Source organism: Citrobacter freundii complex sp. 2025EL-00176, assembly GCF_053309355.1.
On record NZ_JBRYHT010000023.1, the window covers coordinates 1 to 17,278 of the forward strand.

A 17,278-nucleotide genomic window follows, 5' to 3' on the forward strand; every position below is an offset into this window, starting at 1 on the left:
CATTATAGGGAGTTTCCTTCAGCCCGCAACCCTTAAATTGCAGAAAAATGACTGACTGCTGCATTCCACAGCAAAACTCCATCTTATACCCATTTACACACAGAGTTATCCACAAAAATACGGATCGCTTGCGATCGTCACTGGGTTTTCCCCCTCATCTATAAAGGTGAAATAATCGAATTAAGGGAAAGAGAAAAATTCGCGAGCGTTGCGCAAACGTTTTCGTTACAATGCCACCGCACAACAAGGATGCCCCGTAAGGGGCGTTAGCTGAGTTTTTAGCCAAGAATTCACCTAACGCTCTCTGTAATAGTCAAATCCAGGGGATTTACCATGCAACAACGTCGTCCAGTCCGCCGCGCTCTGCTCAGTGTTTCTGACAAGGCCGGTATCATCGAATTCGCCCAGGCACTTTCCGCACGCGGTGTGGAGCTGCTGTCTACGGGGGGCACCGCCCGCCTGTTAGCAGAAAAAGGCCTGGCGGTGACCGAAGTTTCCGATTACACCGGTTTCCCGGAAATGATGGATGGACGCGTGAAGACCCTGCATCCAAAAGTACACGGCGGCATCCTCGGCCGTCGCGGCCAGGACGATGCGATCATGGAACAGCATCACATCGCCCCTATCGATATGGTCGTCGTTAACCTGTATCCGTTCGCTGAGACCGTAGCCCGTGAATGCTGCTCGCTGGAAGATGCGGTAGAGAACATCGATATCGGCGGCCCGACCATGGTGCGCTCCGCGGCCAAGAACCATAAAGACGTCGCCATCGTTGTGAAGAGCAGTGACTACGACGCCATTATTAAAGAGATGGATACCAACGAAGGTTCACTGACCCTCGACACCCGTTTCGATCTCGCCATCAAAGCTTTCGAACACACCGCCGCCTACGACAGCATGATTGCCAACTACTTCGGCAGCATGGTTCCGGCTTATCACGGTGAAAGCAAAGAAGCCGCCGGTCGCTTCCCGCGTACGCTGAACCTGAACTTCATTAAGAAGCAGGATATGCGCTACGGCGAGAACAGCCACCAGCAGGCTGCCTTCTATATAGAAGAGAATGTGAAAGAAGCGTCCGTTGCCACTGCACAACAGGTGCAGGGCAAAGCGCTCTCTTATAACAATATCGCCGATACCGACGCGGCATTGGAATGCGTGAAAGAATTCAACGAGCCGGCCTGCGTGATCGTCAAGCACGCCAACCCGTGCGGCGTGGCGGTGAGCACCACTATTCTCGACGCTTACGACCGTGCGTATAAAACCGACCCAACCTCCGCGTTCGGCGGCATTATCGCCTTCAACCGCGAACTGGATGCCGAAACCGCGCAGGCCATCATCTCCCGCCAGTTCGTGGAAGTGATCATCGCCCCGTCCGCGACCGAAGACGCGCTGAAAATCACCGCCGCCAAACAGAACGTTCGCGTTCTGACCTGCGGTCAGTGGGCACAGCGTGTGCCGGGTCTGGACTTCAAGCGTGTTAACGGCGGCCTGCTGGTTCAGGATCGTGACCTGGGTATGGTGAGCGAAGCTGAACTGCGCGTGGTGTCTAAACGCCAGCCGACCGAACAAGAGCTGCGCGATGCGCTGTTCTGCTGGAAAGTGGCAAAGTTCGTGAAATCTAACGCCATTGTTTACGCCAAAGAGAATATGACCATCGGCATAGGCGCAGGCCAGATGAGCCGCGTCTACTCCGCGAAAATCGCCGGGATTAAAGCGGCTGACGAAGGTCTGGAAGTGAAAGGCTCCGCGATGGCCTCTGACGCCTTCTTCCCGTTCCGCGATGGTATTGATGCCGCTGCCGCCGTGGGCGTGAGCTGCGTGATCCAGCCTGGCGGTTCTATCCGTGATGATGAAGTCATTGCCGCTGCCGATGAACACGGTATCGCGATGATCTTTACCGACATGCGCCATTTCCGCCATTAATCCACGGAGCAGACGATGAAAGTATTAGTGATTGGCAACGGCGGGCGTGAGCACGCGCTGGCGTGGAAAGCGGCGCAGTCGCCGCTGGTTGATACCGTTTTTGTCGCACCGGGCAACGCGGGCACCGCGCTCGAACCCGCGCTGCAAAACGTGGCTATCGGCGTAACCGATATCCCGGCGCTGCTGAGCTTTGCCCAGAACGAGAAAATTGACCTGACCATCGTTGGCCCAGAAGCGCCGCTGGTGATTGGCGTGGTCGATGCGTTCCGCGCCGCAGGTCTGAAGATCTTTGGCCCAACCGAAGGCGCCGCACAGTTGGAAGGCTCCAAAGCCTTCACCAAAGATTTCCTCGCCCGTCATCATATCCCGACGGCGGAGTATCAGAACTTTACCGAGGTTGAGCCTGCCCTGGCTTACCTGCGCGAGAAAGGCGCACCAATCGTCATCAAGGCTGATGGTCTGGCTGCGGGTAAAGGCGTTATCGTCGCGATGACGCTCGAAGAAGCCGAAGCCGCCGTGCAGGACATGCTGGCGGGTAACGCCTTTGGCGATGCGGGCCACCGCATCGTGATTGAAGAGTTCCTCGACGGCGAAGAAGCGAGCTTTATCGTAATGGTCGACGGCGAGCACGTGCTGCCGATGGCCACCAGCCAGGACCACAAACGCGTGGGAAACGGTGATACCGGCCCGAACACTGGCGGCATGGGTGCTTACTCCCCGGCGCCGGTGGTGACTGATGAAGTGCACCAGCGCACCATGGAACGCATCATCTGGCCAACCGTAAAAGGCATGGCGGCGGAAGGGAATACCTACACCGGCTTCCTGTATGCGGGCCTGATGATCGACAAGCAGGGCAACCCGAAGGTAATCGAGTTCAACTGTCGCTTTGGCGATCCGGAAACCCAGCCGATCATGCTGCGCATGAAGTCGGACCTGGTGGATCTGTGCCTGGCCGCCTGCGACGGCAAGCTGGATGAGAAAACCTCCGAGTGGGACGAGCGCGCTTCATTAGGCGTGGTAATCGCCGCGGGCGGTTATCCGGGCAGCTACAACACCGGCGATGAGATCCACGGCCTGCCGCTGGAAGAAGTGGCTGACGGTAAGGTGTTCCACGCGGGCACCAAACTCGCCGATGACGATCGCGTGCTGACCAGCGGCGGCCGCGTCCTGTGCTCCACCGCGCTGGGCCACACCGTCGCCGAAGCGCAGAAACGCGCTTACGCCCTGATGACCGACATCCGCTGGGACGGCAGCTTCAGCCGTAACGACATCGGCTGGCGCGCCATCGAACGCGAACAGCGCTAACGCGAGATTTTCGCCAGCAGCGTTTTACGCGTAATGCCTAACTGACGAGCGGCTTCGGTTTTGTTGCCGCCCGTTTTTTCCAGCGCCGCCAGAATCACCTCTTTCTCCACTTCCACCAGCGGCTGGATCTCGCCACTGTATTCCGTTTTTATTGGCGTCGCGGCAATAGCCAGCGGCAGCTCGCGCTCGGTAATATACTCGCCCGTCAGCAGCACCACCGCCCGCTCCACCGCGTTCTCCAGCTCGCGGATATTCCCCGGCCAGCCGTAGTGAATCAGCAGATCCATCGCCTGCGGAGTAAAACCTTTCACCGCTTTACGGTTACGCGCGGCAAAACGCTGGAGAAAATGTTCCGCCAGTAGCGGAATATCTTCCCGACGTTGACATAATGCGGGCATTTCTATAGTGACCACGTTCAGACGGTAGTAGAGATCCTGGCGAAAACGCCCGGCACTGACCTCCTCGGCCAGATTACGATGCGTGGCGGCGATCAGCCGTACATCAACCGTCAGCGTCTGATTACCGCCAACGCGTTGCACCTCTCGCTCCTGGATAGCCCGCAGCAGGCGCACCTGCATCAGTGGTGAGATATCGCCAATTTCGTCCAGAAACAGCGTGCCGCCGTCCGCTTCGACAAAACGCCCTTCCCGACGTTTATCCGCCCCGGTAAACGCACCTTTCTCGTGACCGAACAGCTCGGACTCCAGCAGAGACTCGTTCAGCGCCGCACAGTTTAGCGTCACCAGCGGCTTATCGCTGCGCGCGCTGCTGGCGTGTAGCGCGCGGGCAACCAGCTCTTTCCCTGTCCCGGAATCTCCGTGGATAAGCACCGTAGCATCCGAGGGCGCAACCATCGCGATTTCATTGAGCAATTGCTGCATCGCCGGACTTCTGCCAATCATGCCAAACTGAGCAGCCGACGCCGACGACACGTCAGCGCTTGTATCCCGCGTATGCGCCAGCGCCTTTTCCAGCGTCTCCTGCAGGCGGTCAAAGTCCAGCGGTTTGATTAAGTAGTCCAGCGCCCCGGTTTTCAGGGCCTCAACGGCGGTCTCCACGCTGGAGAAAGCCGTCATAATCAGTACCGGAATGGCTGGATTCAGCGCTTTAATCTCTTTCAGCGTTGCGATGCCGTCCATCTCCGCCATGCGAACATCACACAACACTAAATCAAATACGCGTTCGCGCACCTGTTCCAGCGCCGCTCGCCCGCTATAGGCCAGCGCAACCTCATAACCCCAGCCGCGCAGCAGCGCCTGTAAAATGGTGCAGTGGCTGATATCGTCATCCACTACCAGAATATCGATTTTTCCACGCGTCATCCTTGTTGATCCTGTCGTTTCGCTTTCGTCGGCAGCCAGAGGGTAAAGACGGTACCTTTGCCCTCAATGCTTGCCACCTGGATAGTGCCGCCGTGCTGTTCGATAATGTTCTGCACTACCGCCAATCCCAGGCCAGTTCCATCCGCTTTGGTCGTAAAGTAAGGCGTAAAAATGGCCTCCAGCTGTTCCGGCGCAATCCCCTTCCCGCTATCGGTCACCATGATTTTAACGCGATCGGCGCTGCTTTCACTCGCTTCAACCGTAATCGTGCCCTGACGGCCTATCGCATGAATGGCGTTCAGATAAAGATTCAGCAGAACCTGAGTGAGCCGATCGGGATCGGCCTCGATGGCAGGCAGCGTGGCATTGGCTGCAAATCGTAGCTGGATTTCCCGGCTGGCCGCATCCTGACTCACCAGGTGGAGTGAGTGAGTGATGACCTGGTTGAGATCCACATGTTGTAGCGTCAGATGCGCAGGCTTCACCAGCTCCAGCAGCTCGCTGACCACCCGATTTAAGCGGTCCGCCTCTTTCGCCATCACCTGCGCCAGCTCGTGGGACTCACCGCCTGCCGGTGTTCGTTCGGCAAAATATTTAGCCAACCCTTTGATGGATGAAAGCGGGTTACGAATCTCATGTGCAACGCCAGCCGCCAGATGCCCGAGCGCCATCAGCTTTTCTTTGCGCTTCATCGCATCCTGTAGTTCTTTATACGAGCGCTGATAGCGCTGATACCAGAAGTACGTCAACACGGTTGCCAGCAGCACAGCCGCCAGCGCAGACAAAACAATCAGCGTATTTCGCCACTCTCTGGCCTGAGTCGCGGCCAGGTCGCTGGCATCAAAAGCGATAAATATGGTCTGCGTTGGGGTGATAAGCTGCCCGTCATTGCTGGCGCAACGCGCCATGCCATGGCGTCCTGGGCCATACATCGGCTGGAACTGGCGATAAATTTCCAGTGCCGGCGTTATTTCCCCCTCCCCCATTGGAATCTCAATTTTACGCCAGCGTTCTTGTTCCTCGGGGTGGAGCTGCTGCAGGACATCGGGCGAATAAAGTGATTTACCCACCATCGCGGAATTGCTGTGGGTAATAATGACGCCATGCTCATCGACGACGGCAAACCATAGCACCCCCGGTTGTACGGCCATTTCCTCGAGCAGCGTCTGCTGCTGGGCATGATGCATGCGCATCCCCATACCCACACGGGTGCCGGACTCCAGGGCGCGAATCAACACACTGCCTTTTTCCAGGAGCGTTTGTCGGGCGGCATCACTTTCCCGGCCATAGTCCCGTATGGTCATAATCGAAAACCAGCCGACCAACATCAGGATTGCCGCCAGCAAGAGTCTGCTCAACCACTTTGCCACCGTGTCCTTATAAAGACGCATACGTTCTCCCTTTACCCACCGTTTCCTTTCATCGTTACCGGTATACAGCAGAAATCATGCCATTTTTTCTCTCTGATAATCCTGCCCTCAGACACAAACTGCTGCAAGTAGCGGGTAAAAATGACCCGCAGGCGAATTCTGGCGAGTCATTTTTACTCGCTTCCCTACCGAGAGGACGAGAACAACGCCCGCACGGCCTGGATTGCCGCTTTGGCACGGAAGATGCAAAAGGGAATGTAAGCTAACCAACAGGAGAACGGACAATGAAACGGAACAACAAACTGGCGCTGATTGCACTCTCTCTTATCGCTCTGGGCTCCACCCCAGCGCTGGCGCAACATCACTGGGGATATGGGGATGGTATGCAGCAACGGGGCGGCATACCAATGACTACCGAGCAGCAGGCTACCGCGCAGAAAATTTATGATGATTACTACTCACAGACCAGCGCATTACGCCAACAGTTGGTCTCCAAACGTTATGAGTACAATGCCTTGTTAACAGCCAGTTCGCCAGACACGGCAAAAATTAATGCCGTGGCAAAAGAGATGGAGGCTCTGAATCAGTCTCTGGACGAGCAACGCGTTAAGCGTGATGTCGCGCTGGCTGAGGCAGGCGTGCCACGTAGTGCAGGAATGGGCTACGGCGGATGCGGCGGTAACTATCGCGGTGGCGGTCATATGGGAATGGGCCACTGGTAAAGGACTTAATGCCTGATCGCGCTACGCTAATCGGCCTACGGATGGGTAAGACGCACTTGCGTCGCCATCCGGCGTTAAAATGTTTTCTCTTTCGGCTGCCAGTGACAGAAATCTTCATTGGCGACCAGCAGCAGTTGCGATCCTTCGGGCGCTTCCAGCCATGCCACGCTCACCTCTACGGATGAATGGCGCTGGCGGCGCTCAATATGGTTAATCGCCCACGCTTCCAGATCGGGCTTCAGCGTTTCACCTTCACAGGTCGTCACCGTGTTATTCGCATGCCAGCGTCCCTGACGCAATATCACCCTCCCCTGACGCAGCGCATCGCTGGTCTGGCGGATTTGATCGGCGCGATAGCGGTAAAGCGCGATTTGATCGCTGGAAAGCTGTTGTTTTTGCCCGTCGACTTCACGCTGCATGAAACTCAGTTCGCCCCGGTCATCGAAGCGTATCCGAACATGTTCCGACGGTTTACTGTATACGTTGAGTTCTATCAGAGAGAGCGAATCACCCTGCCAGCGGTATTCACTGGTGGTGGTATCGCCTTTACGCCACGGACTAAATACCGAGAGCAAGTGAACATCGTCGCTGGAGTCTTTACGCCAAATGCGTACCGCCCCCTGGTCACCAACATAGCCGCTGGCCGTGAACGGAGGAAGCTCAGAATGGCTACCACAGGCTGACAGTAACAGAACACCCGAAAGCCAAAGCGAATGACGCCAGATGGACAAAAGGGGCGAAACCGCCCCTTCGATAAAACTGTTCACTGCCACGCGAATTACTTAACCGCGTCTTTCAGTGCTTTACCAGAAACAAATGCCGGTACGTTAGCTGCGGCGATTTTGATTTCTTTACCGGTCTGCGGGTTGCGGCCAGTGCGCTCAGCACGGTGGTTCACTTTGAAGGTACCGAAACCAACCAGTTGTACAGCATCGCCTTCTTTCAGAGACTCAGTAATAGCAGCCAGAGTGGATTCCAGAGCAGCTTTAGCCTGTGTTTTAGACAGTTCTGCTTTGTCTGCAATTACATCAATCAGTTGAGTCTTGTTCATAAGTTATCCTTACAATGTGTTTATCGCTTGCTAAGCATCGAGTGCGACGGAAATGCCAGAAAAGCACTCTCCTGCATACACGCACCGATAGCCACTTTTTTTCGCCCCCCAAATGTAGACCAGACCGGGGGCGGATGGGAAGCCTTCAGGCACGACAAATCAGGCGTTAAATCACGTTTTATGGTGTCATTGCTGAAAATTTATACCAATATTGCTCTCACCAGCCTCGCGCAGGTCTGCACGAAGCCCTTTTATCAGCTCAATATCGCGTTCTTCACTGTCGGCTAAAAGTCGGAAAATTTCCCACTGAATATCCCATTCTTGCTCAACGGCAGGATTATCTTTCAGCTCTTCATCGGTCATTTCGCGACCAGCCTGGGTCATTTCCAGCATCGCAACCGTCGTAATCGATGCCTTGCTGACCTCAATCGCATGCTCCAGCGTTTCACCGCTAAGACGTGAATGCATCAGTTCGCTTAATGCCACGCAGGCATCAATCGCCGGGTAAACGCCGTACAGATCGTAATCATCCGCAGAAGGAATAGCCTCTTCAAACTTTTCCAACTGGCTGTCGAAATTGATTTTCGCGTCTTTTACCGTCAGCGCTTCCCAAATTAAATCTAAAATTCGGCGGTAAATTTGCCCATCGCCAAATTCAGTTTGCTTGCAGAACATGGCGTAGTTTGGGTACATGCGCTCACAGAGGCAGGCCATAAACGTGACGTGCTGCCAGCTTTCCAGCTTCTCCAGGCGCAGGTGAATCGGGTTTTGTAACATGATGAATTCTCAAATACGGAAATTAGCCGCAGTTTACCCGATATGGGGCGGTTTTGCTGCAAGCCGCGTAAAAGACGGACGTTCTGATGCCACCGCGTCCGCCCAGCGGGTCGGTTCCGGCAGACGATAACCGTTCATACAGCGCTGCACCCATGCCAGCGCGTTATCCATACCCACACGGTGACCCGTAGAGATAAACAACGGATTACAGCGCGCTTTGCTGCGCCAGACCCATGCCAGCTGTTCGCCTTTATCCAGCAGCGGCGCAAGCGCTCCGGGTTCGGTAGAGAGCGGCTCAAACTTGCCACACAGACGTTTTTTCGCCACGCCAATGGTCGGGACATCCACCAGCAGACCAAAATGGCTGGCGACCCCCAGGCGACGTGGGTGGGAAACACCATGCCCGTCGACGAATAGCAGATCCGGTTTTTGCGACAGCTGTTGCCAGGCGGCCATCAGCGCGGGGGTTTCACGAAAGGAGAGAAAGCCGGGAATATACGGCATGGTGGTGGCGACACGCGCCACCGTGTATTCAACCAGTTCCAGCGAGGGATACTTCAGCAGGACCATCGCGGCCCGCGTCACCTCACCACCCTGCTCAAACCCGACGTCCGCTCCACCGATCAGATCCGGGGGATCATTGTCGAGGCGATCCTCTCGGATCACTGAAGAGGCCAGTTCAAGCTGCTGAGCGCGTAGCGACGCGAGATCCATAATAACTCCTTAGCGGTGGTATTGTTCGGACAGGCGATGCACCGCCTCCACAAACACCCCGGCATGTTCCGGCGGCACATCCTGATGGATGCCGTGGCCGAGGTTGAAAACGTGACCTTCACCCTGGCCGAAACCTGCAAGTATAGTCGCTACCTCGTCTTCGATCCGTGCCGATGGCGCATACAGCATGGACGGATCCATATTGCCCTGCAGCGCCACTTTATGGCCAACGCGACGGCGCGCATCGGCGATATCTGTCGTCCAATCGAGACCTAACGCATCACAGCCGGTTTCCGCCATCGCTTCCAGCCACTGTCCACCGCCTTTGGTAAACAACGTCACCGGTACGCGACGGCCTTCGTTTTCGCGCAGCAGACCGTCAACGATTTTATGCATGTAGTACAAAGAGAACTGCTGATAGTCGCGCCCGGTCAGCACGCCACCCCAGGTGTCGAAAATCATTACCGATTGCGCGCCCGCCTTAATTTGCGCGTTCAAGTACAGCGTGACGCTCTGTGCCAGCTTATCGAGCAGCAGATGCAGCGCTTTAGGGTCGGCATACATCATCTTTTTAATCACGGTGAAGGCTTTACTGCTGCCGCCTTCCACCATGTAGGTCGCCAGCGTCCACGGGCTGCCGGAGAAGCCGATCAACGGCACATCGCCCTTCAGCTCACGGCGAATGGTGCGCACCGCGTTCATCACGTAGCCCAGCTCGCCTTCCGGGTCCGGAATCGGCAGTTTTTCAACGTCAGCCTTGCTGGTAATCGGTGAGGTGAAGCGCGGGCCTTCCCCGGCCTCAAAGTACAGCCCAAGCCCCATTGCATCCGGAATAGTCAAAATATCCGAGAAGAGGATCGCCGCATCGAGCTTGTAGCGACGCAGCGGCTGCAGCGTAACTTCGCAGGCCAGCTCGGCGTTTTTACACAGCGCCATAAAATCGCCCGCCTCGGCGCGCGTGGCTTTATATTCCGGTAGATAGCGGCCCGCCTGGCGCATCATCCATACCGGGGTGACATCAACGGGCTGGCGCAGCAGCGCACGCAGATAACGATCGTTCTTCAGTTCGGTCATTTTTGCAGTTCCTTATTGCGTCAGTCCATCAGTGTATCACCACTCGTTCTTTACTCGTACTCAGCCCGACACATTGCCACCGTATCTTCGATCAAACGACGCGCGACGGTGCCAGGCGGGGGTAAGAGCGGTAAATCGTCGTAGCGATACCAGTTGGCATTAAGCAGCTCTTTCGGGTCGATGACGATGTCGCCGCTGTCGTACTCTGCCATAAACGCCGTCATCAGCGATTGCGGAAACGGCCACGGCTGCGAGGTCACGTAGCGCAGATTTTTCACTTTGATCCCGCTTTCCTCCATGACTTCGCGTGCCACCGCCTGCTCCAGGGTTTCGCCGACTTCGACAAAACCGGCCAGCACGGTATGCACGCCGTTGCGATGGCGTACGTGCTGGGCAAGCAGAATGGAATCATCGCGGCGAATGGCGACGATAATGCAGGGAGCGATTTGCGGGTAGTAGCGCTCGCGGCAGTGGCTGCACAGCATCGCCCACTCGGTTTTGCTCGGGCGCATGGTATGCCCGCAGTAGCCGCAGAATTTGTGCGAGCGATAAAACTCAGCCAGCTGTACGCCGCGCCCCGCCAACTGAAACAGGCCCACGTCCTGGTCGATAACCTGGCGCACCGAACCCATGTCGTGGCGACGCGACTGCTGCACCAGCCAGACTGGATCGCCTTCCCACTCGCCTATCTGAAGTGCGCGCTGGCCCGCAAGATCGAAATTTTCCGCCTCGCCATAGGGTAATTCCCCAGCGGGCAACCATAATTTTTGTTCGTGGCTCACTATCCACCAGCCGCGATCCCATTTTTCAATTATTCGATCCATATCTCTTGCGCTACCTTTGCTTCACAGGCATGTTATTAACATTATTTTTACAAGATTGACGTGAGCAGATTTTAAACTTATCGATACGAGGGTCAACGTATGTTAAACCAGTTAGAACACCTGAAAGAGCGTGTCCATGGGCATCACAAACTGGTCGACCGTTGGCTGAATATTCGTAAGCACCTGCTCGTGGCTTACTACGATCTGGTTGGCCTGAAACCGGGCAAAGAGTCGTTTATGCGCCTCAATGAGAAAGCGCTCGATAATTTTTGCCAGCGTCTGGTCGACTATCTGTCTGCCGGACACTTCAGTATTTATGAACGCATTATCCATAAAATGGAAGGTGAGAGTCCGCTTTTAAACGCCAGCAAAATCTGGCCACAGCTGGATGCCAATACCCAACTGATAATGGATTACTATGACTCAACGCTGGAAAACGCCATCGATGAGGATAACGTTCACCAGCTCCAGCAGGCGCTTTCCGATATTGGCGAAGCGCTGGAAGCGCGCTTCCTGCTGGAGGATCAACTGATCATGCTGGCCTTTAAAACGCTTAGCGAATTCAAACGCCCAGCTTGAGATTTTCCGCATTAACGCGTAGTTTACATTCATTACCTCTATCAACAGAGGTTGCTTCTTGTCGGAGTGCCTTACGTGAAAGCGTAGGCTGAGACCGTTAATTCGGGATCCGCGGAACCTGATCAGGCTAATACCTGCGAAGGGAACAAGAGTAATTCAGCTTTATGTTGCTGCCTTTACGGGCGGCGCACATCCATTACTCAATCCGTCGTCTGACAAGCCATATCCTTACTTTTATTTGGAATGAGCTATGTCTGTCACTACTAAACCATCACGCCGTGAACAACGCGCCCAGGCGCAACACTTTATCGATACCCTGGAAGGGACCGCCTTTCCTAACTCGAAGCGCATCTACATCACCGGGTCGCAGCCAGATATCCGCATCCCGATGCGCGAGATCCAACTGAGCCCAACGCTGATTGGCGGCAGTAAAGACAACCCGCAGTTTGAAGCGAACGAAGCCGTGCCGGTGTACGACACCTCCGGCCCGTATGGCGATCCTGAGGTGGCGATTAACGTCCAGCAGGGCCTGGCGAAACTGCGCCAGCCGTGGATTGATGCACGTAACGATAGCGAAGAATTAGACGACCGTAGCTCGGCTTACACCAAAGAACGTCTGGCCGACGATGGTCTGGACGAGCTGCGCTTTACCGGCCTGCTGACGCCAAAACGCGCCAAAGCGGGCAAGTGCGTCACCCAGTTGCACTACGCCCGCCAGGGGATCGTCACGCCCGAAATGGAGTTCATCGCCATCCGTGAAAACATGGGCCGCGAGCGCATTCGCAGCGAAGTGCTGCGCCACCAGCACCCGGGGATGAGTTTCGGCGCGCGCCTGCCGGAAAACATCACCCCGGAATTCGTGCGTGATGAAGTGGCCGCAGGCCGCGCGATTATTCCTGCCAACATCAACCACCCAGAATCGGAGCCGATGATCATTGGCCGCAACTTCCTGGTGAAAGTGAATGCCAACATCGGTAACTCGGCGGTCACCTCCTCCATCGAAGAAGAGGTGGAAAAACTGGTGTGGTCGACCCGCTGGGGCGCGGATACAGTGATGGACCTCTCCACCGGCCGCTATATTCATGAAACCCGCGAGTGGATCCTGCGTAACAGCCCGGTACCGATCGGCACCGTGCCGATCTATCAGGCGTTAGAAAAGGTAAACGGGATCGCCGAAGATCTCACCTGGGAAGCGTTCCGCGATACGCTGCTGGAGCAGGCCGAACAGGGCGTCGACTACTTCACCATTCACGCGGGCGTACTGCTGCGTTACGTGCCAATGACCGCCAAGCGCCTGACCGGTATTGTCTCGCGCGGCGGTTCAATCATGGCGAAATGGTGTCTCTCCCATCACAAAGAAAACTTCCTGTTCGAACATTTCCGCGAGATTTGCGAAATCTGCGCCGCCTACGACGTTTCCCTGTCGCTGGGCGACGGCCTGCGTCCCGGCTCCATTCAGGATGCCAACGACGAGGCGCAGTTCTCCGAACTGCATACGCTGGGCGAGCTGACCAAAATTGCCTGGGAATACGACGTGCAGGTGATGATTGAAGGCCCGGGCCACGTGCCGATGCATATGATTCAGCGCAACATGACCGAAGAGCTGGAGAGTTGCCACGAAGCGCCGTTCTACACCTTAGGGCCGTTGACGACCGATATTGCGCCGGGCTATGACCACTTTACCTCCGGCATTGGCGCCGCGATGATCGGCTGGTTCGGCTGTGCGATGCTGTGTTACGTGACGCCGAAAGAGCACCTCGGCCTGCCGAACAAAGAAGATGTGAAGCAGGGGCTGATCACCTACAAAATTGCCGCCCACGCCGCGGATTTAGCCAAAGGCCATCCGGGCGCGCAGATCCGCGATAACGCCATGTCGAAAGCGCGCTTTGAATTCCGCTGGGAAGATCAGTTTAACCTCGCGCTCGACCCGTTCACCGCCCGCGCTTATCACGATGAAACCCTGCCGCAGGAATCCGGTAAGGTCGCCCACTTCTGCTCGATGTGCGGGCCGAAGTTCTGCTCGATGAAAATCAGCCAGGAAGTGCGTGACTACGCCGCCGCGCAAACCATTGAAGTGGGAATGGCGGATATGTCGGAAAACTTCCGCGCCAAAGGTGGCGAAATTTATCTCAAACGGGAGGAAGCCTGATGTATCAGCCTGATTTCCCAACCGTACCGTTCCGCCTCGGGCTTTACCCGGTGGTGGACAGCGTTGCATGGATTGAGCGTCTGCTGGAGGCGGGCGTGCGCACGATCCAGCTGCGTATCAAAGATAAACACGATGACGAAGTGGAAGCCGACGTTATCGCCGCCATTGCGCTGGGGCGTCGTTATGACGCCCGCCTGTTTATCAACGACTACTGGCGACTGGCGATTAAGCACAACGCCTACGGCGTGCATCTGGGCCAGGAAGACCTCGAAACCACCGACCTGAAGGCCATTCAGGCGGCGGGCTTACGCCTCGGCGTATCGACTCACGATGATATGGAGATTGACGTCGCACTCGCCGCTAAGCCTTCTTATATCGCGCTCGGCCACGTCTTCCCGACGCAAACCAAGCAGATGCCTTCCGCCCCGCAGGGGCTGGCGCAGCTGGCAAGCCATATTGCACGGTTAGCAGATTACCCGACCGTGGCCATCGGCGGCATCAGCCTTGAACGCGCCCCGTCGGTGCTGGCGACCGGTGTCGGTAGCATTGCCGTGGTCAGCGCGATTACTCAGGCCGCCGACTGGCGTGCCGCTACCGCGCAGTTACTGGATATTGCGGGAGTTGGCGATGAATGACCGCGATTTTATGCGCTACAGCCGGCAAATCCTGCTCGGCGATATCGCCATTGAAGGCCAGCAAAAGCTGCTCGCGAGTCATGTACTGATCGTGGGTTTAGGCGGGTTAGGTTCGCCTGCCGCGCTGTATCTGGCGGGAGCAGGCATTGGCAAACTGACGCTGGTAGACGATGACGACATTCATCTGAGCAATTTGCAGCGCCAGATCCTGTTTACCACCGATGATATCGCGCGTTCAAAATCTCAGGTTGCCCAGCAGCGCCTGACGCGGCTCAACCCGGATATCGAACTGGTAGCACTCCAGCAGCGACTAAAAGGCGATGCGCTCCGGCATGCGGTTGCGCGTGCCGACGTGGTGCTCGACTGTACCGATAACATGGCCACGCGCCAGGAAATCAACGCCGCCTGCGTCGCGCTCAATACCCCACTCATCACCGCCAGCGCCGTCGGCTTTGGCGGCCAGTTGATGGTGCTCACGCCGCCGTGGGAGCAAGGCTGTTACCGCTGCCTGTGGCCAGATGATGTGGAGCCGGAACGCAACTGCCGCACCGCTGGTGTGCTCGGTCCGGTGGTGGGCGTGATGGGTACCTTGCAGGCGCTGGAGGCGATTAAATTACTCAGCGGTATTGAAACACCGAGCGGAGAGCTACGACTGTTTGACGGCAAAACCAGCCAGTGGCGCAGCCTCATGCTGCGTCGTGCCAACGGTTGTCCGGTATGCGGAGGGCAGCATGCAAATTCAATTCAATGATGAGCCGATGCAGTGCGCCGCAGGGCAAACTGTCAGCGAGCTGCTTATCCAGCTCAACCAGCTCAAACCGGGCGCGGCATTGGCGCTCAATCAGCAGATCCTGCCGCGCGAGCAGTGGGAACAGCAAATCGTGCAGGAAGGCGACCAGATCCTGCTTTTTCAGGTTATTGCAGGGGGTTGAGATGTTACGTATTGCCGACAAAACGTTTGATTCACATCTGTTCACCGGTACCGGGAAGTTTGCCTCATCGCAACTGATGGTCGAGGCGATTCGCGCTTCCGGTAGCCAACTGGTGACGCTGGCGATGAAGCGCGTGGATTTACGTCAGCATAACGACGCTATCCTGGCGCCGCTGATTGAAGCGGGCGTCACGCTGCTGCCCAATACCTCCGGGGCGAAAACCGCCGAAGAGGCAATCTTCGCCGCCCAACTGGCGCGCGAAGCGCTGGGCACCCACTGGCTGAAATTAGAAATCCACCCGGACGCCCGTTGGCTACTGCCGGATCCGATCGAAACACTAAAAGCCGCCGAGGCGCTGGTGAAGCAGGGTTTTGTGGTGCTGCCCTACTGCGGCGCGGATCCGGTGTTGTGCAAGCGTCTGGAAGAGGTCGGCTGCGCGGCGGTAATGCCGCTCGGCGCGCCGATCGGTTCTAACCAGGGGCTGGAAACCAAAGCCATGCTGGAGATTATTATCCAACAGGCCACCGTCCCGGTGGTGGTCGACGCCGGGATCGGCGTGCCCAGCCACGCGGCGCAGGCGCTGGAAATGGGCGCTGATGCGGTGCTGGTCAACACGGCGATTGCCGTGGCGGACGATCCGGTGATGATGGCAACCGCCTTTCGTCTGGCGGTGGAAGCCGGATTACTGGCCCGTCAGGCGGTGCCGGGAAGCAAAAGTTCGCAGGCCAGCGCCACCAGCCCGCTCACCGGTTTTCTGGAGGCGTTAGCATGAAAACCTTCACCGAGCGCTGGCGGCAACTGGAGTGGGACGATATTCGCCTGCGCATCAACGGTAAAACCGCCGCTGACGTGGAACGTGCGCTTAACGCGCCACAGCTTAGCCGGGATGATCTGATGGCACTGCTCTCCCCTGCCGCCGCCGATTATCTGGAACCGATGGCGCAGCGAGCACAGAAGCTCACACGCCAGCGTTTTGGCAACACCGTCAGTTTTTACGTGCCGCTTTATCTCTCAAACCTCTGCGCCAATGACTGCACCTACTGCGGTTTTTCGATGAGCAACCGCATCAAGCGTAAGACGCTGGATGAGGCAGAAATCACCCGCGAGTGCGCCGCCATCCGTGAGCTGGGTTTTGAACACCTGCTGCTGGTCACCGGTGAACACCAGAGCAAAGTGGGTATGGATTATTTCCGCCACCATCTGCCGGCTATTCGCCAGCAGTTCTCATCGCTGCATATGGAAGTGCAGCCGCTGGCAACCGAGGAGTATGCCGAGCTGAAGACGCTGGGGCTGGATGGCGTGATGGTGTATCAGGAGACCTATCATGAAGGGATGTATGCGCAGCATCACCTGAAGGGGAAAAAGCAGGACTTCTTCTGGCGTCTTGATACGCCGGATCGGCTCGGCCTGGCGGGGATGGATAAAATTGGCCTCGGCGCGCTGATCGGGCTGTCCGACAGCTGGCGGGTGGACTGTTTTATGGTCGCCGAGCATCTGCTGTGGCTCCAGCAGCACTACTGGAAAAGCCGCTACTCCATCTCTTTCCCGCGCCTGCGGCCCTGCGCGGGCGGCATCGAACCGGCATCGATCATGGATGAGCGCCAGTTGGTGCAGACCATCTGCGCTTTCCGGCTGTTCTCGCCTGATACCGAGCTGTCGCTGTCGACGCGAGAGTCGCCGTGGTTCCGCGACCGCGTGATTCCGCTGGCGATTAATAACGTCAGCGCCTTCTCGAAAACACAGCCCGGCGGCTACGCCGACAATCACCCGGAGCTGGAGCAGTTTTCCCCGCACGACGACCGTCGCCCCGAAGACGTTGCCGATGCGCTAATGGCACAGGGATTACAACCCGTGTGGAAAGACTGGGACAGCTACCTGGGACGATCGCATTAAACGAAAAA

18 protein-coding genes and 1 riboswitch are annotated in these 17,278 nt (G+C 56.8%); of the genes, 10 read left to right on the forward strand and 8 right to left on the reverse strand.

All coding sequences use genetic code 11. The annotated features are described in order from the left end of the window. Nucleotides 1–333 precede the first annotated feature (333 nt). Complete coding sequence (gene purH / locus ACVXHP_RS23595) at nucleotides 334–1,923, forward strand: bifunctional phosphoribosylaminoimidazolecarboxamide formyltransferase/IMP cyclohydrolase (RefSeq protein WP_447572266.1); 1,590 nt, start codon at nucleotides 334–336, stop codon at nucleotides 1,921–1,923. Between the two features lie 15 nt (nucleotides 1,924–1,938). Then, nucleotides 1,939–3,228: a phosphoribosylamine--glycine ligase gene (gene purD / locus ACVXHP_RS23600; RefSeq protein WP_447572267.1), complete on the forward strand. Its 1,290-nt coding sequence runs from the start codon at nucleotides 1,939–1,941 to the stop codon at nucleotides 3,226–3,228. Here the strand turns inward: purD and zraR are convergent. After that, nucleotides 3,225–4,550 (reverse strand): sigma-54-dependent response regulator transcription factor ZraR, encoded by a 1,326-nt coding sequence (zraR, locus tag ACVXHP_RS23605; protein ID WP_447572268.1) that lies wholly within the window; start codon nucleotides 4,548–4,550, stop codon nucleotides 3,225–3,227. The two genes, purD and zraR, sit on opposite strands and share 4 nt — an antisense overlap. Continuing rightward, nucleotides 4,547–5,941, reverse strand: a complete 1,395-nt coding sequence (gene zraS, locus ACVXHP_RS23610; RefSeq protein WP_447572269.1) for a two-component system sensor histidine kinase ZraS — start codon at nucleotides 5,939–5,941, stop codon at nucleotides 4,547–4,549. The genes zraR and zraS overlap by 4 nt, the downstream gene beginning before the upstream one ends. Before the next feature lie 263 nt (nucleotides 5,942–6,204). Here zraS and zraP point away from each other — a divergent pair, with 263 nt between their 5' ends. Beyond that, nucleotides 6,205–6,642 carry a zinc resistance sensor/chaperone ZraP gene (gene zraP, locus ACVXHP_RS23615; protein ID WP_368941725.1) on the forward strand — a complete coding sequence of 146 codons (438 nt, stop codon included), beginning with the start codon at nucleotides 6,205–6,207 and terminating at the stop codon, nucleotides 6,640–6,642. Nucleotides 6,643–6,716: 74 nt separating this feature from the next. Here the strand turns inward: zraP and ACVXHP_RS23620 are convergent, their stop codons facing one another. From ACVXHP_RS23620 to nudC, 6 genes are all read right to left on the reverse strand, one after another. Further along, a complete protein-coding gene (locus ACVXHP_RS23620) occupies nucleotides 6,717–7,409 on the reverse strand; it encodes a DUF1481 domain-containing protein (protein ID WP_200009546.1) in 693 nt (230 codons plus the stop codon). A gap of 11 nt (nucleotides 7,410–7,420) precedes the next feature. After that, nucleotides 7,421–7,693, reverse strand: a complete 273-nt coding sequence (gene hupA / locus ACVXHP_RS23625) for a nucleoid-associated protein HU-alpha (RefSeq protein ID WP_001044509.1) — start codon at nucleotides 7,691–7,693, stop codon at nucleotides 7,421–7,423. A 186-nt stretch (nucleotides 7,694–7,879) separates the two neighbouring features. Next, nucleotides 7,880–8,470, reverse strand: a complete 591-nt coding sequence (locus ACVXHP_RS23630; RefSeq protein WP_447572270.1) for a YjaG family protein — start codon at nucleotides 8,468–8,470, stop codon at nucleotides 7,880–7,882. 33 nt (nucleotides 8,471–8,503) lie between these two features. Continuing rightward, entirely contained in the window at nucleotides 8,504–9,184 is a 681-nt protein-coding gene (gene nfi, locus ACVXHP_RS23635) for a deoxyribonuclease V (RefSeq protein WP_304703062.1), read from the reverse strand. A 9-nt stretch (nucleotides 9,185–9,193) separates the two neighbouring features. Then, the gene (hemE, locus tag ACVXHP_RS23640) at nucleotides 9,194–10,258 is read right to left on the reverse strand and encodes a uroporphyrinogen decarboxylase (protein WP_447572271.1); all 1,065 of its coding nucleotides are present in this window, start codon (nucleotides 10,256–10,258) and stop codon (nucleotides 9,194–9,196) included. A 50-nt stretch (nucleotides 10,259–10,308) separates the two neighbouring features. Then, nucleotides 10,309–11,082 (reverse strand): NAD(+) diphosphatase, encoded by a 774-nt coding sequence (nudC, locus tag ACVXHP_RS23645; RefSeq protein ID WP_447572272.1) that lies wholly within the window; start codon nucleotides 11,080–11,082, stop codon nucleotides 10,309–10,311. A gap of 99 nt (nucleotides 11,083–11,181) precedes the next feature. Here nudC and rsd point away from each other — a divergent pair, with 99 nt between their 5' ends. The 7 genes from rsd (at nucleotide 11,182) to thiH (ending at nucleotide 17,270) form a co-directional block, all read left to right on the forward strand. Then, nucleotides 11,182–11,661 carry a sigma D regulator gene (rsd, locus tag ACVXHP_RS23650; protein ID WP_200009536.1) on the forward strand — a complete coding sequence of 160 codons (480 nt, stop codon included), beginning with the start codon at nucleotides 11,182–11,184 and terminating at the stop codon, nucleotides 11,659–11,661. 52 nt (nucleotides 11,662–11,713) lie between these two features. After that, nucleotides 11,714–11,823, forward strand: a riboswitch (TPP riboswitch). Nucleotides 11,824–11,911: 88 nt separating this feature from the next. Next, on the forward strand, nucleotides 11,912–13,810 hold the full coding sequence (gene thiC, locus ACVXHP_RS23655; protein WP_200009535.1) for a phosphomethylpyrimidine synthase ThiC: 1,899 nt from the start codon (nucleotides 11,912–11,914) through the stop codon (nucleotides 13,808–13,810). Then, nucleotides 13,810–14,445: a thiamine phosphate synthase gene (gene thiE, locus ACVXHP_RS23660; RefSeq protein WP_200009534.1), complete on the forward strand. Its 636-nt coding sequence runs from the start codon at nucleotides 13,810–13,812 to the stop codon at nucleotides 14,443–14,445. Before thiC ends, thiE begins: the two co-directional genes overlap by 1 nt. Further along, complete coding sequence (locus ACVXHP_RS23665) at nucleotides 14,438–15,196, forward strand: HesA/MoeB/ThiF family protein (protein ID WP_447572273.1); 759 nt, start codon at nucleotides 14,438–14,440, stop codon at nucleotides 15,194–15,196. The genes thiE and ACVXHP_RS23665 overlap by 8 nt, the downstream gene beginning before the upstream one ends. Further along, entirely contained in the window at nucleotides 15,177–15,377 is a 201-nt protein-coding gene (gene thiS, locus ACVXHP_RS23670) for a sulfur carrier protein ThiS (RefSeq protein WP_064546547.1), read from the forward strand. Before ACVXHP_RS23665 ends, thiS begins: the two co-directional genes overlap by 20 nt. A gap of 1 nt (nucleotide 15,378) precedes the next feature. Further along, complete coding sequence (thiG, locus tag ACVXHP_RS23675) at nucleotides 15,379–16,149, forward strand: thiazole synthase (RefSeq protein WP_045344040.1); 771 nt, start codon at nucleotides 15,379–15,381, stop codon at nucleotides 16,147–16,149. Further along, the gene (gene thiH / locus ACVXHP_RS23680; RefSeq protein WP_447572274.1) at nucleotides 16,146–17,270 is read left to right on the forward strand and encodes a 2-iminoacetate synthase ThiH; all 1,125 of its coding nucleotides are present in this window, start codon (nucleotides 16,146–16,148) and stop codon (nucleotides 17,268–17,270) included. Before thiG ends, thiH begins: the two co-directional genes overlap by 4 nt. Nucleotides 17,271–17,278 lie beyond the last annotated feature (8 nt).

Excerpts from the sequence above, each read along its gene's own strand:
- purD (WP_447572267.1), top strand. The coding sequence starts at position 1,939 with ATGAAAGTATTAGTGATTGGCAACGGCGGGCGTGAGCACGCGCTGGCG.
- ACVXHP_RS23630 (WP_447572270.1), bottom strand. The coding sequence starts at position 8,470 with ATGTTACAAAACCCGATTCACCTGCGCCTGGAGAAGCTGGAAAGCTGG.
- ACVXHP_RS23665 (WP_447572273.1), top strand. The coding sequence starts at position 14,438 with ATGAATGACCGCGATTTTATGCGCTACAGCCGGCAAATCCTGCTCGGC.
- thiG (WP_045344040.1), top strand. The coding sequence starts at position 15,379 with ATGTTACGTATTGCCGACAAAACGTTTGATTCACATCTGTTCACCGGT.
- thiH (WP_447572274.1), top strand. The coding sequence starts at position 16,146 with ATGAAAACCTTCACCGAGCGCTGGCGGCAACTGGAGTGGGACGATATT.
- thiC (WP_200009535.1), top strand. The coding sequence starts at position 11,912 with ATGTCTGTCACTACTAAACCATCACGCCGTGAACAACGCGCCCAGGCG.
- purH (WP_447572266.1), top strand. The coding sequence starts at position 334 with ATGCAACAACGTCGTCCAGTCCGCCGCGCTCTGCTCAGTGTTTCTGAC.
- zraS (WP_447572269.1), bottom strand. The coding sequence starts at position 5,941 with ATGCGTCTTTATAAGGACACGGTGGCAAAGTGGTTGAGCAGACTCTTG.
- rsd (WP_200009536.1), top strand. The coding sequence starts at position 11,182 with ATGTTAAACCAGTTAGAACACCTGAAAGAGCGTGTCCATGGGCATCAC.
- hemE (WP_447572271.1), bottom strand. The coding sequence starts at position 10,258 with ATGACCGAACTGAAGAACGATCGTTATCTGCGTGCGCTGCTGCGCCAG.
- nfi (WP_304703062.1), bottom strand. The coding sequence starts at position 9,184 with ATGGATCTCGCGTCGCTACGCGCTCAGCAGCTTGAACTGGCCTCTTCA.
- thiS (WP_064546547.1), top strand. The coding sequence starts at position 15,177 with ATGCAAATTCAATTCAATGATGAGCCGATGCAGTGCGCCGCAGGGCAA.
- nudC (WP_447572272.1), bottom strand. The coding sequence starts at position 11,082 with ATGGATCGAATAATTGAAAAATGGGATCGCGGCTGGTGGATAGTGAGC.
- zraR (WP_447572268.1), bottom strand. The coding sequence starts at position 4,550 with ATGACGCGTGGAAAAATCGATATTCTGGTAGTGGATGACGATATCAGC.
- thiE (WP_200009534.1), top strand. The coding sequence starts at position 13,810 with ATGTATCAGCCTGATTTCCCAACCGTACCGTTCCGCCTCGGGCTTTAC.
- hupA (WP_001044509.1), bottom strand. The coding sequence starts at position 7,693 with ATGAACAAGACTCAACTGATTGATGTAATTGCAGACAAAGCAGAACTG.
- zraP (WP_368941725.1), top strand. The coding sequence starts at position 6,205 with ATGAAACGGAACAACAAACTGGCGCTGATTGCACTCTCTCTTATCGCT.